Consider the following 25990-nt stretch of genomic DNA (forward strand, 5'->3'; position numbering starts at 1 on the left):
GGCATCGATTTATAAAGCACTCCACTACAAAGACAGACCTTTTAGAAAAATCAAAATTTGTAGTACACAGCAAGACTTTCAAAAAAATAAGAATGCTGTTTTACAGAGAAATACATCCTGAAGGGGTCAAAGTTGGGTTAAGACAAGAAGGTCGTCAGTTGGTTACAAACTCAAACTGTAACCAACTGAAAATGCAATCTAAGGATGGAAAATATTACAAAACGACTGAAGAGTATTTTGTTAGCTGTTGGGCGATTATCGGGGGTTTACTGACATCCAGCAATGCGGTTTTGCTGATTCACTTTTAAACTCTTCATAAATGTGGGGTTTAGCGGTTCGTTGTTTTTCTTTTTCCGCATTTTATCAAGTGAAATGGATAATTTTCAGTCACTTCGGTTATTTCAAAAAGTCCTGTGTCGCCAAATTCTTCTTCAATGCTTTGCTTGTCATAAAAGAAGATTTTTACTCCGCTAAACATTTCAAAACGGTCTTTACTTAGTTGTGTTCCATGTCCATATGTTTGAGCGTCCTTAGTTATAGCTGTAAAAACCATATATCCGCCTTCGGTCAATTGGCTAAAACAGTCTTGGATAAGTTTTGCTCTTTCGTCCTTGTCTAACAAGTAAATTAAACCGTAGCAAAATATTCCGTCATACAATTTGTTGTCAAAAGGCATATCTGTTACCGACCCGTGATAAATTTTCAATTCGTTTCCAAAATGTTTTTGAGCCAACTCAATAGCAGTATGAGAAATTTCAATGCCTGTTACGGTCATTCCGTTCTCAATAAAAATATGTGCGTTTCGTCCATAACCAACTCCCGGAATTAGCACATCTTTAACTTTATGTTCAACAAAAAAGTCCTTTGTCAAAAGGGTAGATTTTGCAGGTTCTAAACCCCACATTTCTTGTTTATCCTTAAATGCTTGTTCCCAAAATTCCGTCATTGTCGTTTTGTTTATATGCAAACCTTGTCTTCTAAAATTTCACATTTATGTCCTAAATTTTGCATAGCTGTCAGAATACTTTACGTTTCAATCTTATTGCCTTCAACTCTCAAAACTGTATGCCCGCAATGGTATGCGTTGTCTGTTTCATTTAGGTCGTAGTTGATTTTCAAATCAGGGTTATTTGCTTTGAAAAAGTCCAAAATGTCTTTTGCTTGAATTTTGGTTTGGATGTTGGTAATGAATACTTCTGTCATTTTTTTTGTTGTTTAGTTGCAGTATCGTTTTACAATGACCGCTAACGCACAGATATACGCAATAATATTAAAAAACGATCAGTTGTCTCAATAAAAAATAAGGTAAGAGTTATATGTCTGTAAATAAATTAATTAAAAGTAGATATGTTATTGCGGATTTCAAATTATTATACTGCCTTTTGGTTCAAAGGGAGGAGTAAAAGTGTATGTTTGACATATGTAAAATACGCACCTATATAATAGATTTTACCGATAGAAGACGCTATTTTGTGTCACCCTTTTTCAGTTAAAGTTAGCTGTGTTGTTGCCATTCGGTCGTCCAATCTTCAATAACAATTCTGTCAAGTCGGTCAAAGTCGCTTACATTTTTTGTTACCAAAGTCAGGTTATTAAAAATGGCTGTCGCTCCGATAAGCAAATCAAAATCGTCCAACATTCTACCTTTGGTTTTCAGTCGGGCTTTTTCTTTTGCGTAAATGTCGAGAACAGGAAAAATAGGAAGAATGTTAAACTTGGAAATAAACGCTCCAGTGTTCTTTCGGTTCTTTTCCTTCTGTACGCTATTTTCAACGCCATATTTGAGTTCGGCAATCGTTACTTCCGACAATAGACAGTTTTCTTCACCTATTGCTTTGATTTTTTTGTGTAGGTCAAATTGCCCTTTGATGAAATAGATACAAATGTTGGTGTCAAGCAAGTATTTTTTCACAATTCCTCTCTTTTTCGGGTGAAGTTTCTTGCTGCTTTAAGTTCTGCGACTAATTCATCGGCAGTTTGATCAGATTCCCAAGAGCCATATAACGTATCAAGTGAAATTTCTTTCTCTTTCTTTTTTGTCGTTTTCATTGAATTTGAAAGTCGGGCGATTAACTCCAATTTGTTATTTGGACTAAGACTTTTCAGCAACGTATAGTAGCTGTCAATTAAACTTGTATTTATATCTGCTGTTTCCATCTTTTCCTCCTTTTTTAATCACAACAAAGATAACAAAAAATCTTTTGTCATACTGTCGTTGTGCTAAAATATTGCTACGCAAAATCAGAAGCTCGTTCGAGCCGCCTAACGCAAAACCCTTCAAAAAACAGTCTCAACTCCTCTTTTTTGTGTTTTTCCAAATTGTGAAATCTAATTCCTTGAACAGTAAATATATAGATTTTTCAGATAGAAAATATCATTTGGAGCCGGGTGAATATAACGGCAAGCCGCAACTCCTCGTAGAGGAAATGAAGCAGTTGTTGGAGTAGCCTGGTAAGTGGGTAAAAATATATAGATACCGCCGACAAAATGAAGTGATACTGCTGAATAATTGGATGAATTGCAGACTTTATACATCCGCATGAAAAATTGGGCTTCTTTATATTTCCGAGTCTCCGTTGTTTTACTTAATTTTGCCTTACACTCAAATAATTGGCCCTTGAGGGTGTCATACATTGTGATATGATGGACAACAATCAATTAGCGTTTGAATTTGCACTGCATACCAATCGGAACCTGTTTATTACCGGAAAGGCAGGAACAGGGAAGACCACTTTCCTGCGCCGTCTGAAAGAGATTTCCGGAAAGCAGGTGGCGGTGGTGGCGCCCACGGGTGTGGCGGCGATCAACGCGGGAGGGACTACCATCCATTCTTTTTTTCAACTGCCGCTTTCGCCATTCATCCCTACTCCTGAGGGACGGAAGCAACTGATCAGCCAGACAAGGATGCGGGGGCACCGGCGGCGTGTGTTACAAGATCTGGAGCTATTAGTGATTGATGAGATAAGCATGGTGCGGGCCGACCTGTTGGATGCGATTGATACTTCCCTTCGTCATTTCCGGTATCGGGGCGACCAGCTTTTCGGCGGGGTGCAGGTGGTTTTTATCGGCGACATGTTCCAACTTTCGCCGGTCGCAAAGGAAGAAGAGTGGCGCTTGCTGTCGGAATATTACCAGAGCCCCTATTTCTTCCACAGCCAGGCGATTAGTAAGGACTCCCTTGTTTATATTGAATTTGAGAAAATTTACCGCCAGACGAACAGCGATTTTATACGGGTGCTGAATGAAATCCGTAACGATTGCCTTTCACGGGAAAGTTTCCGGATGCTTGAAAAGCGCTATGACCCGCTGTTTACACCCAAGGACGGTGATGATTATATTCTTCTAACCACGCATAACTACAAGGCAGACCAGATCAATTCCCGGGAGTTGGACCGGTTGAAGGGCAAGGCGGACATGTTCGCGGCCAAGATCGAGGGCGACTATCCCGAAAGGAATTATCCCACAGAGCCGGTGCTGGAACTGAAACCGGGTGCAAAGGTGATGTTCCTGCGGAATGATAACGAGGCAGCCCGCTACTACAACGGTAAAACGGGCGTGGTTGATAAAATCGACGGGGACCGCATTATCGTACGCTGCGACGGCGATGAGTATATCGAGGTGGAACGTGCGGTATGGGAAAATATCGGTTATTCGTCCAATCCCGACACAAAGCAGATAGAAGAAAATATACTGGGACGTTTTACGCAGTACCCCTTGCGGCTGGCATGGGCTATCACCATCCACAAAAGCCAGGGGCTTACCTTCGACAAGGTGGTGATCGATGCCGGACGGGCTTTTGCCCCGGGACAGGTGTATGTGGCATTAAGCCGGTGCCGCTCCTTGGAGGGTATTGTGCTGTTGAGCAAGATACAGCTGGATAGTATCCGCAATGACCGTCAGATTATCGACTATGAAAGCACCAGACCGGAAGCTGACGTGCTTGAAGGAGAGTTGGATGCGTCGCGTAAAGCGTATCGTTTACACCTCTTGTTGTCGATTTTCGATTTTGGAGGTATCCTCTCTGGAATCAAACGGTTGTCGGCGAAGATCACTGAATGGGGCACCTCATTTAATGATGAAACACAGCCGTATCTGCAAAATATCCGGCAACAATTAGAGACGATGGAGCAGGTGGCGGTGAAATTCCAGCGACAGTTGAAGTCGATTTTTGGTGAACAGCCTGTCAGGGAGGAGTATCTGAGTGAAAGATTCAATGCTGCCGCCGGTTTCTTTGTGGAGAAGATGGATTTGTTGATGAAAGAGCTGAAACAATCGCCTGCATCGACCGATAGCCGTGCAAACGCCGGGGAATATAATGAGGAGATACAGGATCTTTTTTCTGACCTGGCCCTGAAAAAATATTTGCTGGATGGATTAAAGACCGACACCTCCATTGAAGCTTATTTTAAGGCGAAAAATCGTTTCAGGCTTCCTTCTTTTAGTGTAAATGCTTATGCCACATCGGCTTCGGAGAAATCCGACTTGTCGCATCCCGGACTGTACCGCCTGCTGTTGGAGGAACGAAATAATATCTGCGGGCCGCGGGATTTGCCGATTTATATGGTAGCCGGCAGTAAAACGCTCTATGAGATGGCTGAGTATCTGCCGCAAAATAAAAAAGAATTGCTTCAGATTAGCGGATTCGGGCCGGCCAAGGTAGAGAAATACGGAGAAGTATTTTTGTCGATTATTCAAGAGTACTGTGAAAGGCACGGCATGGAGTCCCATTTCTCGGGGAAAGAACTGTCCAAAAGAAAACGGAAAGAGAAGAAAGAGAAAAAGGAAAAGAAACAGAAAGGGGAGAGCCGGCGTCTCAGTTTAGAGATGTTCCGTGCCGGGAAGACGATTGAAGAGATCGCCGAAGAGCGGGGATTGGCGGTATCGACTATCGGCACGCATCTGGCAAAATATGTGGAGACGGGTGAGCTGAACGTCGTCGATTTTGTGTCGCGGGAGCGGTTGCGCCTCGCCGAAGAGAAACTCATGGCTGCTTCTCCCGACGATCCGGTATATTATACCTTAAGTTCTGATTTTTCAAATATCGAAATCATGATGATCCTGGCACATAAAAGGAATGCTTTTTAATTTTTCGAATCCTGTCCAAAATTGGCAGCTACTGCACCCGGATGGCATACATTCACCGTGAATATTGTGTATGTTTTCGGATTTTAGCATGGAAACCTATGTCTTGAAATCCACATCAGGTGTAATTTGGGGAGACCGTACGCGCGGTTGGGGCTATAGCTCTTTTCCAGTTGGAAATCAGTGAAATCGGGCTTGCCACCTTTTAGTGCACATAAAAAGGGTGGAGACTCATACCGATAAGTTCCACCCTTGAGTTAGATTGACTTTTAGAACCAGGAATCAAGACTTTTAGAGCCAGGACTGGTTGCTTTACCTGAAGGCTATGTTTTATCTGTTCATTAGTATCCGCGGATTGCTTTGATTCCCGGAAGCACTTTGCCTTCGATCATTTCAAGGAGGGCACCGCCACCGGTAGAAACATACGATACTTCATCGGCCTGGCCAAATTTATTGACACAAGCAACTGAATCTCCACCACCTACCAGTGAGAAAGCACCTTTTTTGGTAGCAGCTACAATCGCATCGGATACAGCGCGGGATCCTTTATCGAAGTTGTCGAATTCAAATACGCCGACCGGTCCGTTCCACAGAATGGTCTTTGAATTTTTAATTACATCAGCGAAAGCTTTTTCCGAATCCGGACCTATATCGAGTCCTTCCCATCCGTCAGGAATTTCATTTACAGAGGCAAAGTCGGTCTTGGCATCATTGCTGAAACTGTCTGCAATTTTTGCATCGGTGGCCAGCACTAAGTTCACACCTTTCTGTTTTGCCAGTTCCACCAGTTCTTTCGCCAGATCGAGTTTATCATCTTCTACAATAGAATCTCCGATTTTTCCACCGAATGCTTTGGCAAAGGTGTAGGTCATGCCTCCTGCAAGGATCAGATTATCTACTTTGTCCAACAGGTTTTGGATGATTTCTATTTTGGTAGATACCTTTGAACCACCCATAATTGCTGTGAAAGGACGTTGCGTTTCGTTCATCACTTTCTCCACGGCGGTAATCTCGTTTTGCAACAGGTATCCAAACAGTTTGTGGTCGGTATCGAAATGGTCTGCAATCAGCGCTGTGGAAGCGTGGGCACGATGGGCTGTCCCGAAAGCATCATTTACATATACATCGGCATATGAAGCCAGTTTTTTTGTGAATTCTTTCTGTGATTCTTTCACCTCTTTCTTTGCTTTGGCAGTCTCTTCCTCGGTGGCGTCTGCAGCCAGACGGGGTTTGCCCTCCTCTTCCGCATAAAAACGAAGGTTTTCAAGCAGCAATGCTTCGCCGGGACGCAATGCGGCCGCTTTGGCTTCTGCCTCTCCACCTATGCAGTCGTTGGCGAACTGCACATCCACTCCCAACAATTCAGATACGCGAGGGAGGATATGCTTGAGTGAAAATTTATCGGTCGGGCCTTTCGGTCTGCCTAAATGTGATCCTATAATGACGCTGCCCCCATCTTTCAGGATTTTTTTCAGCGTAGGAATAGCTGCGCGGATACGTGTATCGTCGGTGATGTTGAATTTTTCATCGAGAGGTACATTGAAGTCCACACGCACGAATGCCTTTTTACCGGCAAAATTAAAAGTGTCCATTGTTTGCATAATCCAGAATATATTAATTTGTTGTTCGATTGTAATTCAGTTGTAATTCAGTTGTTATTCGATTGTTATTCAGTTGTTATTCGATTGTTATTCAGTTGTTATTCAATTGTTATTCAATTGTTATTCAATTGTTATTCAATTGTTATTCAATTGTTATTCGGTTGTAATTTGAGCATTATCCCGCAAAGCGGGAAATAACGCGAAGCGAATAACGCACGAAGTGCGAATAACGGCGCAGCCGAATAACAATAGAATTGGCGGAGCCGAATAAGGTGCAAAGTTACTAAAAATATGGAAAATTTTCCGTAATAGTCAGAAGAAAAATTCAGGCATTCTTTATGACTATTTCATAGGTCACCGGCACTGCTTTTTTGTACATGGCCAATACACCGCAATAGTTGTCGAACGAGAGCTTGCATGCCCGTTCCAGCTTCTCTTTCGGGAGGTTATCACCTTCAAATTCGTAGATCACTTTCAGGGACGTATATTGCTTGGGATGTTCTTCGCTCATTTCGGCTTCCATGCGGATGTCAAAACCCTTGAGATCGATTCTCATCTTGCGGACAATCTCCACCACATCTAACCCGGTACATCCTGCGGCTGCAATCAAAAGTAACTTCTTGGGTCTGGGGCCTTCATCGTCTCCTCCTGCTTCTACTGCCAGATCAATCGTAATCTTATGCCCGTCGATGTCAGTGTCGAAAATATTATTTCCCATCCAAACCGTTTGAATAGAATGTGTTGCCATATCTTTAGTTGATAATTATGTAATAAACTAAACAATTCAATACCGGTTTAGTTCGATAACACAAGCGACAACAATCGTGCCTGTTTATATGTTATGAAAAAGGATAAAGGTAAAATACGGATTACCATAGAATAGACTTTTGATCGAATGGTAAACCGATCTCTAACAACTAAACAAGTAAAAAAAATGAGTAACAAAGTAGAATACATTAATCCTGATGGACTTTCAAAAAATCCTGTATTTACACAAATTGTGACTACACAGGGGAGTGGAAAGACTATCTACATTGGCTCACCCGGATTTTTTGATTGAAATAGATGCTGTTGCTTTTGTCCCGGAATCGGAATGATAGGAATGGATCGGATTAAGAAAAAGTAAAGTTTTTGAGCGCAACTATTTCCGTTTGGAGGTTAAATTCTATCAAAAAGATAAGTAATGCCTTTCAAAATGCTATATTTGCATAAAATTTATGCAGGTATGATCGATAGAAATGCGAAGGTGCTCCTGATATACACAGGAGGAACCATTGGGATGGTAGAAAATGCGGAGACAGGAGCTTTGGAACCGTTTAATTTCAGCCATTTATATGCTAATATGCCGGAGATAAAGCGTTTGAAATTCAATGTGGAAACTTACCTGTTTGATCCTCCCATCGATTCTTCTGATATGTCGCCTTCTATCTGGCAGCATATAGTACATGTAATTGAAGACCTTTACAATGAATTTGACGGTTTTGTTATTCTCCATGGTACTGATACGATGGCTTATACTGCTTCGGCGCTAAGTTTGATGTTGGATAATCTTACCAAACCTGTGATACTGACCGGATCGCAGCTGCCTATCGGCAAACTCCGGACGGACGGGAAAGAAAATCTTATCACGGCGCTTGAAATTGCGGCCGATAAAGATGCTGCCGGCCGGCCAATCGTTCCGGAGTTGTGTGTGTATATGCAAAACCTGCTGATGCGCGGAAACCGTACAGCGAAGATCAATGCCAACAACTTCAGCGCATTCACCAGTCCCAATTATCCTTATCTGGGCGAGGCAGGCCTTAATATTCGATATAGTAGCCAGTTTATCCTTAAGCCGGATTATACAAAACCCGTATACTTCAATTATGCGATGGATCCTCACGTGGTGATCCTGAAACTGTTTCCCGGAATTTCCGGGGAAGTGGTGCGGGCACATCTTGAAATACCCGGCCTGAAAGGGGTTGTATTGGAAACGTACGGCACGGGAAACTCTCCCATTTACCCGTGGTTTACGGACTTGTTGCAGGAAGCGATAAGGCGGGAAATAGTGATTGTCAACGTTACTCAATGCCTCTATGGAGGAGTAGAGATGCACCGCTATGAGAATGGACAGCGTCTGGAGAAACTGGGCGCGGTGAGCGGACACGATATCACTACCGAAGCTGCTTTGACCAAGCTGATGATTCTTTTCGGTGAAGGAAAAACACCGGCAGAAGTAAACCGTCTTATGCCTGTTCCCCGTCGTGGAGAATTGACAGTGAGAGGGTAAAGAGAAAAATTACTATCTTTGCCTGTTACTGATAAAATATGGATAATACAAGAATTTACAAAATGTCCTTTGCCGGTGTTTATCCTTTCTATATTCAAAAGGCGGAGAAGAAAGGACGTACTAAAGCGGAAGTGGATGAGATTATCTTTATGCATTTAAAATCACCGGATTGATTTGTGGTTACCGGGTGGAAGAGATTGAAGATGAACTGATGCAAAAGATCCGTTATCTGGATAAGATGATTGATGAATTGGCTAAAGGAAAGGCGATGGGGAAGATTAAGGCAGTAGTATGCAACACGAAGACTATATAATCCGTGAGATTGAAAAGATATTTGGAGAAAGCTTTGCAACTCTATCAAATCTGTAATTTGAAAGACAATACCTATTCCATCGACCGGGAAGTAAATATCACAGCAATTAAAAACGCCTAATGAAATTGAATATAAAAATGATAGTAACCCCAATACGCCTAAATTGACTCAATACAATCATTGTACTGAAATTTAACGTACATTTAATAGATTGATACTTGTTTTCTCCGTATATTTGCGGAAAGAACTGAAATTATGGATATAACGACAAAAGAGCAGACTAGATTTGATGCAAGGCTTTCAAAAGAGCAAAAACAGCTTTTTGAAAAAGCCGCGTATTTAGGCGGATACAGAAGCCTGACCGATTTTGTCATGCTCACGGTTCAGGAAAAAGCAATGGAGATAATCAAAGCAAAGGAACAGATTATTGCATCTGAAAAAGACAGTCGGATTTTTTTTGATGCGGTTACCCAATCGAGTAAACCGTCGAAAACATTACAGGACGCTCTGAATGATTATAATACTTTTATTTCATATTCGAAATGAAGCATGGTCGAACTATTGCATTCAACACATAACCGGGAAGACTTTAATTGTGGCAAAGAGTTGCTGAACAATTATTTGAAAACGCAAGCAGGGCAGGATGTGAAGAGGAAGTTATTGGCATGTTTTGTGTTGAAAGAGGAAGATACAAATAAGGTTCAGGGATATTATACCCTGTCAAATAGCAGTATTCCGTTAAATAGTTTTCCGGAATCAATCAGACGGAAACTGCCAAAGTCTTATGCTGCCATTCCGGTGACTCTGCTTGGAAGACTGGCCATAGATACAAAGTTTCAGGGAAGGGGCATTGGAAAGATACTCCTGATCGATGCCTTGAAAAGAAGTTGGGAAACATCGAATGAGATTGCTTCTTTTGCAGTAGTTGTAGATCCGATTGACAAAGAAGCGGAAACATTTTACGAAAAATATGATTTTATAAAGTTACCCGATAGTGGAAAAATGTTCATCGCCATGAAAACGCTAAATGAACTATTTACATAATAACTACTCTGTTTTAAAGATAATAATCCGTAAAATTGATTGGAAAGAAAAATTTTGGTGTATCTGCCAGTACAGTCCTTTCCAAAGGTGGTCATCCTTATATGGAAACGGACGCTTACCAACAATCCCCTCTCTTCAACCCGATATCGTGTTGATTAAGCTGGGGACCAACGACTCTAAACCGCAGAACTGGAAATGCAAGGGTGATTTTTATGTCGAAACAAAATAATATCAAGTATTTTGAAAACCGGATGATACATCCCAAATTTGAGGACGAAATTCAAAATGTTTTATCCGCACCTTTCATATTCCCGGATGAGATAATTTCCAGACTAAAAGAAGACAAGATGGTTTGGGAGAACTACCAGCAATTTTCCGAGTCATATAAGCGGATCAGAATTGCATACATTGAAGCTGCGAGAAAACGATCTGGAGAATTTGAAAAACGGTTAGGCAATTTTATCAGAAAAACGAAAGAAAATAAAGTGATAACCGGATTCGGCGGAATTGAAAAATATTATTTATTATAAATATCTCCACATCTTTAAACTTGCTGGATGACTTGAAAAAGAAGAAGGGTTAGGGTATTTTTTCTTTTTCTAAACTGGAATCCTTATCTTTGTTTTTACAGAGAAGTTTTAGGAACCCGTAAAAATTGATTAGGATGAAGAATTTAGATTACGGAATAATCGGGAATTGCCGCACCGCAGCGTTGGTATCGAAGACCGGGAGTATCGACTGGTTTTGTCTGCCTGATTTCGACTCTCCTTCCATCTTTGCCAAACTGCTGGATGGAGAAAAAGGAGGGAGTTTTCATTTTGAGGTGTCGGAGGATTATACCATCACCCAAAATTACCACGGCCATACCAATCTGCTGCTGACAAAGTTTGAGTCGCCTGAGAGCGGATTTATCGTATTCGATTACATGCCCCGCTATAGGACAGAGGATACCCTTTATTACATGCCGCCGGAAATCCACCGTTATATACGCGTCATCAAAGGCCGTCCCCTTGTCCGGGTAATATATGACCCTAAAATGAACTATGCCCGCGGAGAGGCCCGCCACGAAATAGTGGACGGTTATATCAGGACACATTCCACGAATGATCCCGAAGATAAGATATACCTCTATACCAGTCTGGATCCGGAGGTCGTAATAAATCGTGAAGAGATTGAACTGACCGGTCATCATTTCTTCCTTTTGTCCTATAACCAGAAATTAATGAGGGTGGATATCAACCGTATCTTGCTGGAATATGAACGGACGAAGGTGTACTGGCTTAATTTTGTGAACCGTTCCAGGGATTACTATCAATATAACGATATGATCAAGCGCAGTTTGCTCGTGCTGAAACTGCTGTCATACCAGCAATCGGGTGCCATGCTTGCAGCGATAACTACCAGCCTGCCTGAAAGCCTCGGAGAGAACAGGAACTGGGATTACCGCTTCTGTTGGCTGCGAGATGCCTCCATGTCGATCGATACTTTGCTGTTCATGAAACAGCGGTCCTCCGCGGAACGCTTTATCAAGTTTGTAAAAAGTATCCTGAAGTCGTCACGCAACGAAACGATCCAGATCATGTACGGCATCCGGGGCGAGCGTGACCTGACGGAAGAAGAACTGCCTCATTTGAGCGGTTACGAGACCTCCCGCCCCGTGAGGATCGGGAATGCCGCCTATTACCAGGAGCAGAATGACTCTATTGGTTATCTGCTGGATGTCATCTATAAATATTATCTTTATTTCCCGGGAACACAGGATGAAATAGAGGAGATATGGGAAATCATCAAAAACCTGGTACGCTCGGTGTTGGCTTCCTGGCGCAAACCGGACAGGAGCATCTGGGAGTACCGGACCAAAAAGATGCATTTTGTCTTTTCGAAAGTGATGAGCTGGGTGGCCGTGGACAGGGCATCTCTGATTGCGGAGCTGTTGCAGAGAGAATATTACGCGGAGTTATGGCGCCGTGAGGCGGATATCATCAAGGCAGAGGTGCATGAAAAGGGCTGGAACGAGGAGTTGCAATGTTTCACCCAGGCCTATGATAATAATGATTACGACTCTTCACTGCTGCTCATGCAGTTCTATGACTTTATCGAACCCGACAATGAGCGGTATGTGAAAACTGTGAGGGCAATCAAAGAGCATCTCTATCATGAAGGACTCATGTACCGGTACAAGGCGGAAGATGATTTTGGCGTGCCCACCTCTTCATTTACCATTTGTACTTTCTGGCTGATCGAAGCACTTTTTAAGATAGGTGAAACAGAAGAAGCCCGCGGGATATTTGAGAAAATGATCTCTTATTCCAATCATCTGGGGCTTTATAGTGAAGACCTCGACTTTAAGACCAAGCGTCAGCTGGGTAACTTCCCGCAGGCTTATTCACACCTCGCTTTTATTAACACCGCAGTGCTGTTCTCCGAGGAGAAAAGGCTCTCGCAATTTATTCGTCCGTAGCGGAAGCCTCTTTCCGGTCGGTGCCGAAAGCATTGATTTTCGCAAATGAACCGGGATAGTGCAGGTTGATGAAGTCGATCAGCTTTTCGCGGACAGCTACACGCAGGTCCCAGTTCCGGGATGAGTCGCTGCTGCTGACCAACACCCGTATCTCCTTGTACCACTGCTTGCTTTCGGTGACCTGGATATTCTGTACACGCCCGTCCCAATTGGGATCATCCTTCACTATGCGTGCCAACTCTTCCCGCAATGGTTCCAGGGCAAGGTCGTAAGAAACATAGAGGAATACTGTCCCTAATATATTGGAAGTCGCCCGTGTCCAGTTTTGTATGGGATTGTTCAGGAAATAGTCAATAGGCACGATTAGCCGTCGTTCATCCCATATTTTCACCACCGCATAGGTGATATTGATCTCTTCGATCCGTCCCCATTCTCCTTCAATTACTACTACATCATCCAACCTGACCGGCTGAGTAAACGCAATCTGGATGCCGGAGAATATCTGTCCGAAGCTGCGTTGGGCTGCAAACCCGATAATGATCCCTGCCACGCCGGCCGAAGCGAGCAGGCTGACGCCCAACTGCCTCACGGAATCAATGGTCATCAACGCGATCGACAGAAAGATAAAGGATACGATAATGACCGTGATCCGCTCAACCATGCTCATCTGTGTAAGTCTTTTCCGGGCTTCAAGATTGTTGGGGTTGTTGATGTCGAGTTTGTTTTGCCAATAACGGAATGTGCCCCTGATAACCTGTACAACCAGCCATCCGAGAGTGATGATGAGCAATATCCGGCTTATTTTCTGTAAAACGTCAAACGTACGTGCGTCCTCCTGTAACAGGCTACTGAAAATGTTTAACAATGCCGAGAAAATAATCCATATACCCGGAATCCTGAACATACGGATAATAAGATCATCAATATGGCTTTTGCTTTTCCGTGCACGTATTCTCCATTTTTTGATGATAAAATTAAAAATAAGCACCAGTATAATGAATATTACTATAAACAGCAATGCGATAAATGGATATCGTAATGAACTGTCGGGTATAAGATGGTCTATAAAATCCATAGACAGTTTATTATTTAATGAGATTAGACAAGAATGTGATGACGGATGACTGTAAAGGGATGCGGTATTTAGCAGTAGGAGAGAAGTTTCCTACTTTGATGCTGACACCGCCCGGCGGCAGCACCCTGAACATGTCTTCGTCGGTCGTATCGTCGCCTATGGCCAGGACAAAGTCGTAATCCTTTTGTGCCAACCGTCGCAATACTTCGCTGCCCTTATTGAAATCGGGTGATTTGATCTCCACGATCTTGTTACCCGGTACAATCTGAAGATTTAATCTGGAACAGGGGCCTATAAGGGCATTCACCAGTTGTTGCGTGCGTAATTCGGCAAGCCATACGTCCACTTTGCGATAGTGCCATACCAATGATGTGTCCTTTCTTTCGAGATGGGAACGGGGCGTCTTGTCTATCGTATGCTGAAGGATGTCGATGATCTCATCGTCCCATTCCATTTTTTTCTGCATGTTTTCATGCCAGCGTCCGTTCTCTTTGTAAAACATCCCGTGTTCGGCGGCAAAATCAAGGTCGAGGTCCCGGAACCACTGGTCGAGCACTTGGCGATTTCGTCCACTGTTGATGACCACTTTGTTCTTTTTATCGGAAGTCATCTTTTGTAAAAGATCCAGCAACTGGGACGAGGGTATAGCGTCCTCCGGCCTTTTGACAAAGGGGGCAAGGGTCCCGTCGTAATCAAGCAGGAGCAGGCGGGAGGCAGCATCGTCATAAGCGCCCTTGATCTGGTTAAGTTGTCTTTTCCCTACCACCTTTTGTAGTATCTCCTTGTTTTGGGCCTTGATTGATTGTAGTTCTTTCACAAAATCTTTCGCCCATTTCTTTACATCCTGCGTGGAAATACGTTCCTGCATTTTATGTAACCGTTCTTTTTTTTCTGCTTCGGGCATGGTGAGCGCATCCACAATAGCCTGTTCAATCTCCACCGCATCATTCGGGTTGATGGTGATGGCGTCCTGCAATTCGATGGCTGCGCCCGCCATCTCGCTGAGGATAAGTACCCCGTTATTTTCTCCTTTACAGGCCAGATACTCTTTGGCTACTAAGTTCATCCCGTCGCGCAGGGGCGTTACCAGGGCAATTTCAGCAATATTATACATAGCAACCAGCTCCTCGAACGAAAAACTGCGGTAAAAATAGTAGATCGGTGTCCATCCCAGCCGGGAATACTGCCCGTTGATTTCGCTGATAGTCTGGTCGATTTTTGTTTTCAGGTCCGCATAAATATCTACGTTGTCGCGTGAGGGAACCACTATCATGGCCAACGATACTTTCTTGTGATATTCAGGATTATGTTCGAGAAACTGTTTGAAGCCTTGCAGACGGTGCAGGATGCCTTTGCTGTAATCGAGACGGTCCACTGAGAGTATTACGGTTGTATCTCCCAACTCTTCACGGAGCATCTCCGACTTTTCCCTTACTTCCGGGAGTGTGGGCGCGTTATGGAATTGTTCATAATTGATACCCATCGGGAAAGCATCCACATGTACAGTCCGGTCTTGCAGGTTGATCTCATCGAGGGTACAGTTCAGGTCGAGGACACGGTAGATGGCACTGATGAAATGCCGCATATAATCATGCGTATGGAAACCGATGAGATCGGCTCCGAGCAGCCCTTCCAATACAGCCTCCCTTTCAGGAAGCACCCTGAAAAGTTCGTAAGAAGGGAAAGGAATATGATGGAAATAACCGATATTGGTGTCCGGCTTTTCCATACGGATCATTTTGGGCAACAGCATCAGTTGATAGTCCTGTACCCATACCATGTCCTCCTTCTCGATAAAAGGGATTGCTTCCCGGCAGAACAACCTGTTCACCTCCTGGTATGCCCCCCAATATTCTGCCCTGTATTCCATGTAGGAGAAAAAATAGTGGCACAGCGGCCAGATAGTGCTGTTACTGTAGCCTTCGTAATAATTCTCTATCTGATCGGCAGACAAAAAAACGGGATGAAAGTTCATCTCATGCAATTTCCGGATAATCTCTTGTTTTTCATTTTCATCTTCTGTGTGGATACCGGGCCAACCCACCCAAAATATTTCGGTGTCGGTCTCTAATGATCCGAGGCCGGTGGCAAGACCGCCCTCACTTCGGACGATGCAAAACCCTTCCTCTTCCCTTTCAATTTTGATAGGTAACCTGTTGGCAATTATAATTATTTTCATAAACTAAAAACTAAGAACTAAGAACTAAAAACTAAAAACTAAAAACTAAAGACTGAGAACTGAGAACTAAAAACTAACCGCCTAGGCACCTAACCCTTTTCCACTCAACCTCTCAACCTCTCAATCTCCTAATCGCTCAGGCGCCTAACCACCTTCTCTCCTTAATTAGAACATCATAATCCGAGGAAAGATTATTATTTAACGTATTTTTATGTTTTTAGCTGTTTTTATATCAATGGGGCGTGAACAAAAAATAACTATGGTTTGTTGCTTCCACATTTTTGTAGTAATTTCGTCGCTCAGATTAGGATTATTATTGAAAAGTCTCTAAACGAAGGATTGCAATTTATAGTAACATCATCATATAATTATGGCAAAACAAAAGATTTATTTAACCTGCGACGGTAATCAGGCCGCCGCTCACATCGCCTACATGTTCAGCGAGGTGGCTGCGATCTATCCGATAACCCCTTCTTCCACGATGGCCGAATATGTGGATGAATGGGCCGCATCCGGAAGAAAAAATATTTTCGGACAGCCGGTGCTGGTACAGGAGATGCAATCGGAAGCCGGAGCTGCCGGTGCTGTACACGGCTCTTTGCAGGCGGGAGCACTTACTTCCACTTTCACTGCTTCACAAGGCTTGTTATTGATGCTCCCCAATATGTATAAAATAGCGGGGGAGTTGCTGCCCGGCGTTTTTCACGTGTCGGCACGTGCGTTGGCTTCACACGCCCTTTCCATTTTTGGTGATCACCAGGATGTAATGGCTGCAAGACCCACCGGTTTCGCACTTTTTGCTACCGGATCGGTACAGGAGGTGATGGATCTGGCGGCAGTAGCCCATCTGGCTGCGATAGAAAGCCGTGTTCCTTTCCTTCATTTCTTCGATGGATTCCGTACATCCCACGAGATCCAGAAGATAGAGGCCTTGACGAACGACGACCTGGCTCCGCTCATCAATCAGGAAGCTTTGAGGGCTTTTCGCAACCGCGCATTGAATCCCGATAATCCTGTTACAAGAGGGACAGCCCAGAACGACGATATATATTTCCAGGCGCGCGAAGCATCCAATCCGTTCTATAATGCGGTGCCCGGAATAGTAGAAAAATACCTCGAAAAGCTGGCAGCAGTGACCGGCCGCAAATACGGTTTGTTCGATTACTATGGAGATCCCCAGGCTGAACGAGTCGTAATTGCCATGGGATCAGTAACAGAAACCATCCGCGAAGCAGTAGACTGGCTTAATCAAAAAGGGGAAAAAGTGGGAATGGTTGCTGTTCATCTCTATCGTCCTTTTAAAGCTGAAGCATTCTTGTCGGTGGTTCCTGAAACAGCGAAACGTATTGCCGTGCTCGACCGTACCAAGGAGCCGGGTGCAACCGGACAACCGCTCTATCTCGATGTGAAGGATTGTTTCTATGGAAAAGAAGACGCTCCGGAGATTGTAGGCGGAATTTATGGCCTTTCATCCAAAGATACCACTCCCGCGCAGATGGTGTCGGTATTTGAAAACCTCTCGATGAATAGGCCGAAAAACGATTTCACGGTCGGTATTGTGGATGATGTGACCTTCAAATCGCTTCCCTTGAAAGAGGAGATCACCATCGATGACACGACCTACGAAGCCAAATTCTATGGATTGGGATCGGATGGTACGGTAGGAGCCAATAAAAACTCCATCAAGATCATCGGGGATAATACCGATAAATATGTACAGGCTTATTTTGCCTACGACTCCAAGAAATCGGGTGGATTTACCTGTTCGCACCTTCGTTTTGGCGACAATCCCATTCGTTCGACCTATCTGGTGAATACACCTAATTTTGTGGCATGCCACGTGCCGGCCTACCTGCACCTGTATGATGTGACCAAAGGGTTGAAAAAGAACGGGACGTTCCTGCTTAATTCGGTGTGGACTAAAGAGGAGGTGCATAATCATCTCCCGGATCATATCAAAAAGTATTTTGCCGAAAACAATATCCGGTTTTATATCATCAATGCTACGAAAATTGCCAATGAGATCGGATTGGGCAACCGTACCAATACCATCCTGCAATCGGCCTTCTTCAAGATATCCAACGTAATTCCCTATGAACTGGCAGTGGAACAGATGAAGAAATTCATCGTGAAATCCTACGGCAGAAAAGGGGAAGAAGTGGTGAAGATGAATTACGCCGCGGTGGATCGCGGAGGCGATATAGAAGAGGTGGAAGTACCCATGGAATGGGCATCTGTCCAGACTACAGCCGGCACTTCTGACGATGCGCCCGAATTTGTCCGCAAAGTGGTGCGTCCGGTGAACGCACAGCGTGGTTACGACTTGCCGGTATCTGCCTTTAGTGGTCGCGAGGATGGTACCTGGGAAATGGGTACAACGGCTTATGAAAAACGGGGTGTAGCGGCCAAAGTACCGGTATGGAACCCCGAAGCATGTATCCAGTGTAACCAGTGTGCTTATATCTGTCCCCATGCTACTATCCGTCCGTTCGTACTCACTGAGGAAGAACAAAAGGGTGTGGGTGCGGATGTGGAATTACTGAAAGCACAGGGCAAGCAATTCCCCGATATGGCTTATCGCATCCAGGTGGATGTTCTCGATTGTCTCGGTTGTGAAAATTGTGTGGACGTATGTCCCGGCAAAAAAGGACAAAAAGCGCTTGAGATGGTGGCCATCGATACGCAGTACGAAAACCAGAAGAACTGGGATTACATGGTGAAAAATGTGAGCAGCAAAGCGCATCTGGTGGACGTGAAGCTGAATGTGAAGAACACCCAGTTTGCCACGCCGTTGTTTGAATTCTCGGGCGCTTGTTCAGGTTGCGGTGAGACACCTTACGTGAAGCTGATTACCCAGCTCTATGGAGACCGCATGATGATTGCCAACGCTACCGGTTGTTCTTCCATCTATGGCGCTTCTGCTCCTGCCACGCCTTATCGGAAAAATGAAGAGGGAAAAGGACCGGCTTGGGCCAATTCGCTCTTCGAGGATAATGCCGAGTATGGATATGGTTTTGCCATTGCCCATGCCAGTATGCGTAATCGCCTGCGTGACCTGATGCAAAAAGGAATTCACTCGGCCGAGTTCACTGAAGAACAGCGAGAACTGTTTATGGAATGGATCGAAAATGGGGAGGATGCCGAACGCTCGAAAGAGCTGGCACCCAGGATTGTGGCTTCCCTTACCGGGGTAGATAGCCGGATTGCGACAGAAATCCTTTCTCTTGAGAAATATCTTTCCAAGAAGTCGATTTGGGTATTCGGCGGAGACGGCTGGGCGTATGACATCGGCTTTGGAGGTCTCGACCATGTGCTGGCAAGCGGCCAGAATATCAATGTGTTGGTGTTAGATACCGAAGTCTATTCCAATACGGGAGGACAATCATCCAAGTCAACGCCTACCGCCGCGGTAGCTAAATTTGCCGCTGCCGGAAAGCGTGTCCGTAAAAAAGACCTTGGAATGATTGCCGCTACCTACGGGTATGTATATGTGGCACAAGTGGCCATGGGCGCCAACCAGGCGCAGACGCTGAAGGCACTCAAAGAGGCGGAGTCTTATAACGGGCCTTCCATTGTGATCGCCTATTCACCCTGTATCAGCCACGGGTTGAGAAAAGGGATGGGACATGCCCAGTCCGAACAGAAATCGGCCGTGGAATGCGGTTATTGGCATCTGTGGCGGTACGACCCGCGCTTGGAGGATGAGGGGAAAAATCCTTTCCAGTTCGACAGCAAGGAGCCGGACTGGAGCAGGTTCAAAGACTTCCTTCTCGGCGAAGTGCGTTATACCCAGTTGATGAAGTCGTTCCCGCGTGAAGCCGATGAACTCTTTGCCGCCGCGAAAGAGAACGCGCAATGGCGCTACCGTTCCTATCAGCGGATGGCTGCCGCATCATTTGCTGCACCTGAGGCGGGGGAATCTCTCCCGGGGGAGGCCGACGAAGCGAACTAACAAGTAGTCATAACTGTTATATTGTCGGGGGTATTGCATATTGTGATACCCCCGATTGTTAAAAGCATAAGAGAATAATATGTATCTTTGCGCTTTAAAATAACGATTATGAAACGAGCGTGAACACTATTACACCCAAGATAGTGATTATCGCGAGTTTCATACACCGACAAGAAAGAAAAATCGTATGAACATTCAAATTATCAACGGACCCAATCTCAACTTGCTGGGTGTACGAGAGCCGGAAGTATATGGCGGTCAAACATTCGGCGATTTCTTAGACCGGTTGCGGGCAGATAATCCCGGTATTGAGATTGGTTACTTCCAATCGAATGTGGAGGGTGAGATCATCAACAAGATACAGGAGTCCGGATTTGCCGTTGACGGTATCATCCTCAACGCCGGTGGATATACCCATACCTCCGTGGCTATCCGCGATGCCATCAAATCGGTTCCTGCTCCGGTAGTGGAGGTGCATATCTCCAATGTGCATGCGCGGGAAGAGTTCCGCCATCATTCGATGATATCCGCCGTATGCCTCGGCGTGATTGCCGGTTTTGGCACTGATTCTTACCGACTGGCACTTGATGCGCTGAGCCGGAAGAATGATGGCCGTTCAGTAGCCACTCAATTGTGATTTAGTAGCCACTCAATTGTGATTTAGTAGTTACTCAATTTTTTTCATTAGTTATTCAATTTTACGCTAAACAAAAATATATGCATAAACATACGAAAATTATAGCCACTATTTCCGATAAACGTTGTGATGTGCCTTTCTTGGAGCAACTCTATGAGGCAGGAATGAATGTGGTAAGACTTAATTCCGCCCATCTCAACGAAGAGGGATTCCTCAATATTATCAATAACGTACGAGCCGTTTCGGACCAGATAGGCATCTTGGTAGATACCAAAGGACCGGAGGTCCGTACCACGATGCTGGAAACTCCCATCGAACTGAAGATAGGGGACAATATAAGGATTGTGGGAAATCCCGAAGGACTCTCTTCGAGGAAGACGGTCTATATCACCTACCGGAATATCACAGACGAGATGCATGCAGGTGACGCTATCCTGATCGATGACGGTGAAGTGGAACTTGAGGTGATGGAGGTGGGGACAGATTACCTCTCCTGCCGGGCAAAAAACGACGGTGTGATCGGCAGCCGTAAGAGTGTAAATATCCCCGGCGTACGAATCAACCTGCCCGCGATTACCGAGCGTGATAAGAGCTTTCTCGAGCTGGCGGCAAAACATGACGTGGATTTTGTAGCCCATTCGTTCGTAAGGAGTAGGGAAGATGTAGAGGCTGTACAGGAGATCCTGGATGAGTTGGGGAGCCCCATCAAAATTATTGCCAAGATAGAGAATCAGGAAGGTGTGGATAATGCCGATGAGATTCTGGAAGCGGCTTACGGTATGATGATTGCCCGTGGTGACCTGGGAATAGAAGTGGCGCAGGAAAAAATTCCGGGGATACAGCGTGTGCTGATCAGAAAAGCTATTCATCATAAGAAACCGGTTATAGTGGCTACTCAGATGTTGCACTCCATGATCAACAACCCGCGTCCTACCCGTGCCGAGATTACCGATATCGCCAATGCAATTTATTACCGTACCGATGCAGTTATGTTGAGTGGCGAAACAGCTTATGGTAAATATCCGGTAGAAGCGGTACGTACCATGGCAAAGACTGCTTATGAGGCTGAACTGACGAAACTGTCGGAGAATGATATTCGTGTTCCTTATGATCCTGCCGATAACCGTGAGGTAACCGAATTTCTGGCCAAGCAGGCAGTGAAATCGTGTGCTATCCTGAATGTAAAAGCAATTGTGACCGATAGCCACACCGGTCGCACAGCCAGGGTGCTGGCGGCATTTCGAGGTAAAAGCCCTGTTTACGCTATCACCACCACCAAAAGACTGGCACGTGAATTGGCCATGTCGTACGGTATCTGGGCGGAATACCAAGAGGGTAAAGGGGATGGCAATACCAAGGAGAGCCGGAGAGCCTATTTCACGGAAGCTATCAAACAGTTGATCGGTAAGAAAATGATTGAGTCTCAGGATAGGGTAGCTTATCTGGGAGGCAGTTTCGGCGAGACAGGGGGAACTACCTACTTGGAGATCATAGATGTATGGAGGATTCTCGAGGCGAAAGAGAAATACAATCTGCCCGATTATACGATGTAGTTTAAGTTAAAAGTTAAGAGTGAATAATGAAGAGTGATGTTCATCCTTAATTTTTAATTCTTCATTCTTCATTCTTAATTCTTAATTATTTACAAGGAGAGGCGATTGAATAAAATAGAAGAGTACATACTATCCCATATAGACCCGGAGCCGGAGGTTTTGAAAAAAATCGACCGTGACGCACATGTGAACCTATTGCGGGGAAACATGACTTCGGGTCATCTACAGGGACGCTTCCTGAAGATGATCACGCAAATGATTCGTCCAAAGCGGGTACTCGAAATCGGTACTTTTGTCGGATACTCGACTCTTTGTTTTGCGGAAGGCCTCGAAGAGGGAGCTGAACTTCATACCATCGAAATTGATGATGAACTGGAAGACCGGATACGCGCCAATTTTGCCCGGTCTGAGTATGGAAACAAGATCATTCTCCATATAGGTGACGCCTTGGATATCCTCTCCCGGTTTCCGGCTGAGAGTTTTGATCTGGCGTTCATTGATGCAGGCAAAGAGGCTTATTGGGATTATTTTGAGGTTACACTTCCCAAGATCATACAAGGCGGCTTTATACTGGTAGACAATACCCTGTGGTATGGTAAAGTTGTAGAAGAGGTAAAAAGTAATGATTGGTCAACTTGGGGAATATTGGATTTTAACAGGAAACTGGCCGACGATGAAAGGGTAGAAAAGGTGATTCTGCCCCTTCGTGACGGACTCACATTGATAAGAAAGAAGTAGCAAAAGCATGGATACAAACAGACAACAAAAAGTAAACCGGTTGATACAGAAAGAACTCAGTGAGATCTTTTTGCTGGATGCCAAAAAGATGCAGGGAGTGCTGATCTCGGTAACCAACGTGCGGGTATCGCCGGACCTGGGTATCGCGCATGCCTATCTGAGTGTTTTCCCGTCGGAAAAAGCGGAAGAACTGGTCAGTAATATCAATGAAAATGTGAAGACTGTCCGTTACGATCTGGGTAAACGGTTGAGGAACCAACTGCGGGTAATTCCCGAACTGACGTTCCACGTGGATGACTCGCTCGATTACATTGAAAATATCGACAGACTGTTGAAAGACCAGTAACTTCCCACGGTGAATATTTTCATGAAGTAATATGAATGTTTCCTTTTTTATAGCGCGTAGATACCTCTTTTCGAAGAAGTCGCATAATGCCATCAATGTGATTTCTACTATTTCAGTATGTGGTATCGCCATTGCTACCATGGCGATGGTAAGTGTGCTATCCATCTTTAATGGTTTCGGTGGTATTGTGGAGGGTATGTTCAGCGCATTCGACCCCGATCTGAAGATCACCGTGAAAGAGGGTAAAGTATTCGATTACGATACACCGGAATTCCAGAAGGCATTGCAGCTTCAAGGGATACAAATGATTTCCGAATCATTGGAAGAGAACGCTCTTTTTATGTTTGATGAGAGCCAGGTCCCGGTGCTGATGAAAGGGGTTTCTGAAGAATTCAGGTTGATGGCCGATATGGAAAAGCTGTTATTGCACGGATCTTTCAGGTTGCGGGAAGATGTAGTGGATTACACTACGTTGGGGTCCGGGTTGGCAATGGTACTTGGTGCCCGTCCCGGTTTTATTGATCCGATTGAAATATATGCTCCCAAGCGTAATGTAAGGGTGAATTTAGCCAACCCTGCTACGGCATTCACTAAGGGGTACGTTTATATCGGCGGTGTTTTCAGCCTCAACTCGCCCGAGTATGACGAGCAGATGGCCATTGTTCCTATCCAATTGGCACGTGATCTTTTTGGTTACGATAACGAAGTAACCTCACTCGATATCAAACTGGGACCCGGCGTCTCTCCGGGAAAAGTGAAGCGTGAAATAGAACGCATACTGGGAGATGATTTTCTTGTGGAAGACCGGTATGAGCAGCAACGTGAGTCTTATCGGATGATGCAGATCGAAAAATGGGTTACCTTTCTTATCCTGGCTTTTATCTTGTTGATAGCTGTTTTTAATGTGGTAGGATCGCTTTCGATGCTGATCGTAGAGAAACAGGATGATATCAAGAGCCTGCAGCATATGGGTGCCTCCGATCAATTGATATCACGCATCTTTCTGTATGAAGGATGGCTGATCACTTTTATAGGCATTATTGCCGGAATTGTTATGGGATTGGCATTGTGCCTGTTGCAGCAACATTTTGGTTTGCTCCGGTTGAGTGATACTCCGGGCGCATATATTATCGATGCCTATCCGGTGATCGTCGAAATAGCGGATATCGTGATCGTTTTTGCGGTGGTAAGCCTGATCGGGTTGTTGACGGTGCTTTATCCGGTCAATAATTTAAGGAAGAAACTCAGGAGCTAATCCCGATGAATCGGGACGAGTAGTGGCAATGAGACTAATCCCGATGAATCGGAACAGGTCGTGCCAATGTGATTGATTAGAAAGGGAATTACTAATTAAGAAGTGAAGAAATTATAAAGTCTTTATTCTTTGTTCTTTACTCTTTAATCTATAGAGAAAATGAAAATTGCAATTGTAGGAACGGGATATGTAGGATTGGTTTCAGGGGCCTGTTTTTCTGAAATGGGCGTGGATGTGACTTGTGTGGATATAGACCGTGAGAAGATAGAGCGACTCAAAGAAGGAATTATACCCATTTACGAACCGGAATTGAAGAATATAGTCCTGCGCAATCATAAAGCGGGCCGTCTTCATTTTTCGACTGATCTGCCGACCGTCCTGGACGATATGGAGATTGTGTTCATTGCAGTGGGAACTCCTTCCGACGAAGACGGTACAGCCGACCTTTCTTTTGTGATGACTGTGGCAAGCACCATTGCCGAGCACATGACCAGACCTTTGCTGATCGTCACCAAAAGTACGGTTCCTGTGGGAACATCCTATCGTATCAGGGACTTGGTGAGAAAACAGCTCGATGAACGCGGATTGACCAACCTGCAGTTTGATGTGGCCTCCAATCCTGAATTTCTGAAAGAAGGTGCGGCCGTAAATGACTTTATGAGTCCCGACCGGGTGATTGTGGGGGTGGAAAGCGAAGGGGCTAAAGAGTTGATGACCAAACTATACCGTCCGTTCCTGTTAAATAATTTCCGGGTGATCTTTATGGATATCCTTTCGTCGGAGATGACCAAATATGCGTCTAATGCCATGCTGGCTACCCGTATCAGTTTTATGAACGATATTGCCAATTTGTGTGAAAAGGTAGGTGCCGATGTGAATATGGTACGCCGTGGTATGGGTAGTGATTCCCGTATCGGCAGAAGCTTCCTTTATCCCGGTTGCGGTTATGGAGGAAGTTGCTTTCCCAAGGATATCCGCGCATTGATCAAGGTGGCCGAAGATGCAGGATATGAGATGACAGTGCTGAAAGCGGTGGAAGAGGTAAATAACCGGCAGAAAGATATCCTGTTTCAGAAACTCAGGCGACATTTCAACGGAGAGTTACACGGAAAAACGGTAGCTGTATGGGGATTGTCATTTAAACCGGAGACCGACGACATGCGTGAAGCACCTTCGCTCACTCTGATCAGGAGCCTGCGTGAAGCCGGTGTAGCTGTGCGCGCCTATGATCCGGCGGCTATGCAGGAAGCACGTCATTATCTGAACGATTCTATCTATTATGCCACGGATATCTATGATGCCGCCAATGGTGCCGATGCGCTGATCGTGCCTACCGAGTGGAAAGAGTTCCGGTTACCCAACTGGAGTATCCTCAAGAAAATCATGAATCACCATGTGGTGGTCGACGGTAGAAATATCTACAATATGGAGGAACTTGCCTCCTACGGTTTTGCTTACAGTGGCATTGGACAGTAATCATTTCCA

At 44.7% G+C, this 25990-nt stretch carries 23 protein-coding genes and 3 pseudogenes; 18 read left to right on the forward strand and 8 right to left on the reverse strand.

From position 1 onward, the window contains the following. A pseudogene (locus tag ABV001_RS11340) lies at positions 1-308 on the forward strand (hypothetical protein); the annotation flags it as partial. A 20-nt stretch (positions 309-328) separates the two neighbouring features. Here the strand turns inward: ABV001_RS11340 and ABV001_RS11345 are convergent. The 4 genes from ABV001_RS11345 to ABV001_RS11360 all read right to left on the reverse strand — a co-directional run bounded on the left by ABV001_RS11345 (position 329) and on the right by ABV001_RS11360 (position 2157). Next, positions 329-946, reverse strand: coding sequence for a class I SAM-dependent methyltransferase (locus ABV001_RS11345; protein WP_352422909.1), 618 nt, complete (start codon positions 944-946; stop codon positions 329-331). Between the two features lie 80 nt (positions 947-1026). Beyond that, the gene (locus ABV001_RS11350) at positions 1027-1203 is read right to left on the reverse strand and encodes a hypothetical protein (protein ID WP_352422910.1); all 177 of its coding nucleotides are present in this window, start codon (positions 1201-1203) and stop codon (positions 1027-1029) included. A gap of 292 nt (positions 1204-1495) precedes the next feature. Beyond that, a complete protein-coding gene (locus ABV001_RS11355; protein WP_352422911.1) occupies positions 1496-1912 on the reverse strand; it encodes a type II toxin-antitoxin system VapC family toxin in 417 nt (138 codons plus the stop codon). Then, positions 1909-2157 (reverse strand): hypothetical protein, encoded by a 249-nt coding sequence (locus ABV001_RS11360; RefSeq protein ID WP_352422912.1) that lies wholly within the window; start codon positions 2155-2157, stop codon positions 1909-1911. Before ABV001_RS11360 ends, ABV001_RS11355 begins: the two co-directional genes overlap by 4 nt. A 483-nt stretch (positions 2158-2640) precedes the next feature. Here ABV001_RS11360 and ABV001_RS11365 point away from each other — a divergent pair, with 483 nt between their 5' ends. After that, the gene (locus ABV001_RS11365; RefSeq protein ID WP_352422913.1) at positions 2641-5085 is read left to right on the forward strand and encodes an HRDC domain-containing protein; all 2445 of its coding nucleotides are present in this window, start codon (positions 2641-2643) and stop codon (positions 5083-5085) included. A 338-nt stretch (positions 5086-5423) separates the two neighbouring features. Here ABV001_RS11365 and ABV001_RS11370 read toward each other — a convergent pair whose 3' ends face one another. Together ABV001_RS11370 and ABV001_RS11375 are read right to left on the reverse strand one after the other, a co-directional pair. Then, positions 5424-6683: a phosphoglycerate kinase gene (locus tag ABV001_RS11370; protein WP_352422914.1), complete on the reverse strand. Its 1260-nt coding sequence runs from the start codon at positions 6681-6683 to the stop codon at positions 5424-5426. A gap of 325 nt (positions 6684-7008) precedes the next feature. Then, positions 7009-7431, reverse strand: coding sequence for an OsmC family protein (locus tag ABV001_RS11375; RefSeq protein WP_352422915.1), 423 nt, complete (start codon positions 7429-7431; stop codon positions 7009-7011). Positions 7432-7617: 186 nt separating this feature from the next. Here ABV001_RS11375 and ABV001_RS11380 point away from each other — a divergent pair, with 186 nt between their 5' ends. The 9 genes and pseudogenes from ABV001_RS11380 to ABV001_RS11420 all read left to right on the forward strand — a co-directional run bounded on the left by ABV001_RS11380 (position 7618) and on the right by ABV001_RS11420 (position 12770). Then, positions 7618-7743 (forward strand): hypothetical protein, encoded by a 126-nt coding sequence (locus ABV001_RS11380; RefSeq protein WP_294080350.1) that lies wholly within the window; start codon positions 7618-7620, stop codon positions 7741-7743. A 165-nt stretch (positions 7744-7908) separates the two neighbouring features. Beyond that, on the forward strand, positions 7909-8952 hold the full coding sequence (locus ABV001_RS11385; protein WP_352422916.1) for an asparaginase: 1044 nt from the start codon (positions 7909-7911) through the stop codon (positions 8950-8952). A 38-nt stretch (positions 8953-8990) separates the two neighbouring features. Beyond that, positions 8991-9125, forward strand: coding sequence for a DUF2200 family protein (locus ABV001_RS11390; RefSeq protein WP_352422917.1), 135 nt, complete (start codon positions 8991-8993; stop codon positions 9123-9125). A 14-nt stretch (positions 9126-9139) separates the two neighbouring features. Further along, a complete protein-coding gene (locus ABV001_RS11395) occupies positions 9140-9265 on the forward strand; it encodes a DUF2200 family protein (protein ID WP_352422918.1) in 126 nt (41 codons plus the stop codon). A 255-nt stretch (positions 9266-9520) separates the two neighbouring features. Continuing rightward, a complete protein-coding gene (locus ABV001_RS11400; RefSeq protein WP_352422919.1) occupies positions 9521-9811 on the forward strand; it encodes a type II toxin-antitoxin system TacA family antitoxin in 291 nt (96 codons plus the stop codon). A gap of 3 nt (positions 9812-9814) precedes the next feature. After that, on the forward strand, positions 9815-10309 hold the full coding sequence (locus tag ABV001_RS11405) for a GNAT family N-acetyltransferase (protein WP_352422920.1): 495 nt from the start codon (positions 9815-9817) through the stop codon (positions 10307-10309). A 47-nt stretch (positions 10310-10356) separates the two neighbouring features. After that, positions 10357-10520: pseudogene (locus ABV001_RS11410) on the forward strand (xylanase); the annotation flags it as partial. Positions 10521-10551: 31 nt separating this feature from the next. After that, a pseudogene (locus tag ABV001_RS11415) lies at positions 10552-10839 on the forward strand (YdeI/OmpD-associated family protein); the annotation flags it as partial. Between the two features lie 134 nt (positions 10840-10973). Beyond that, the gene (locus ABV001_RS11420) at positions 10974-12770 is read left to right on the forward strand and encodes a glycoside hydrolase family 15 protein (RefSeq protein WP_352422921.1); all 1797 of its coding nucleotides are present in this window, start codon (positions 10974-10976) and stop codon (positions 12768-12770) included. On the opposite strand, the gene ABV001_RS11425 is transcribed toward ABV001_RS11420, so the two are convergent. Together ABV001_RS11425 and ABV001_RS11430 are read right to left on the reverse strand one after the other, a co-directional pair. After that, a complete protein-coding gene (locus ABV001_RS11425) occupies positions 12757-13845 on the reverse strand; it encodes a mechanosensitive ion channel family protein (protein WP_352422922.1) in 1089 nt (362 codons plus the stop codon). The genes ABV001_RS11420 and ABV001_RS11425 overlap by 14 nt on opposite strands. 10 nt (positions 13846-13855) lie before the next feature. Then, complete coding sequence (locus tag ABV001_RS11430; protein WP_352422923.1) at positions 13856-16024, reverse strand: bifunctional alpha,alpha-trehalose-phosphate synthase (UDP-forming)/trehalose-phosphatase; 2169 nt, start codon at positions 16022-16024, stop codon at positions 13856-13858. 370 nt (positions 16025-16394) lie between these two features. On the opposite strand from ABV001_RS11430, the gene nifJ reads away from it, so the two are divergent. The 7 genes from nifJ (at position 16395) to ABV001_RS11465 (ending at position 25981) form a co-directional block, all read left to right on the forward strand. Then, positions 16395-19976 carry a pyruvate:ferredoxin (flavodoxin) oxidoreductase gene (nifJ, locus tag ABV001_RS11435; protein WP_352422924.1) on the forward strand — a complete coding sequence of 1194 codons (3582 nt, stop codon included), beginning with the start codon at positions 16395-16397 and terminating at the stop codon, positions 19974-19976. Between the two features lie 187 nt (positions 19977-20163). Further along, entirely contained in the window at positions 20164-20613 is a 450-nt protein-coding gene (gene aroQ / locus ABV001_RS11440) for a type II 3-dehydroquinate dehydratase (protein WP_352422925.1), read from the forward strand. A gap of 80 nt (positions 20614-20693) precedes the next feature. Beyond that, entirely contained in the window at positions 20694-22166 is a 1473-nt protein-coding gene (gene pyk / locus ABV001_RS11445) for a pyruvate kinase (RefSeq protein WP_352422926.1), read from the forward strand. A gap of 105 nt (positions 22167-22271) precedes the next feature. Next, positions 22272-22904 (forward strand): O-methyltransferase, encoded by a 633-nt coding sequence (locus ABV001_RS11450; RefSeq protein ID WP_352422927.1) that lies wholly within the window; start codon positions 22272-22274, stop codon positions 22902-22904. 7 nt (positions 22905-22911) lie between these two features. Continuing rightward, positions 22912-23250, forward strand: a complete 339-nt coding sequence (gene rbfA, locus ABV001_RS11455; RefSeq protein WP_352422928.1) for a 30S ribosome-binding factor RbfA — start codon at positions 22912-22914, stop codon at positions 23248-23250. Between the two features lie 31 nt (positions 23251-23281). Continuing rightward, a complete protein-coding gene (locus ABV001_RS11460) occupies positions 23282-24505 on the forward strand; it encodes an FtsX-like permease family protein (RefSeq protein WP_352422929.1) in 1224 nt (407 codons plus the stop codon). 159 nt (positions 24506-24664) lie between these two features. Further along, positions 24665-25981 carry a UDP-glucose dehydrogenase family protein gene (locus ABV001_RS11465; RefSeq protein WP_352422930.1) on the forward strand — a complete coding sequence of 439 codons (1317 nt, stop codon included), beginning with the start codon at positions 24665-24667 and terminating at the stop codon, positions 25979-25981. Positions 25982-25990: the final 9 nt, after the last annotated feature.

The sequence above is a fragment of the Proteiniphilum sp. genome, from assembly GCF_040307845.1.
Taxonomy (GTDB): domain Bacteria; phylum Bacteroidota; class Bacteroidia; order Bacteroidales; family Dysgonomonadaceae; genus Proteiniphilum.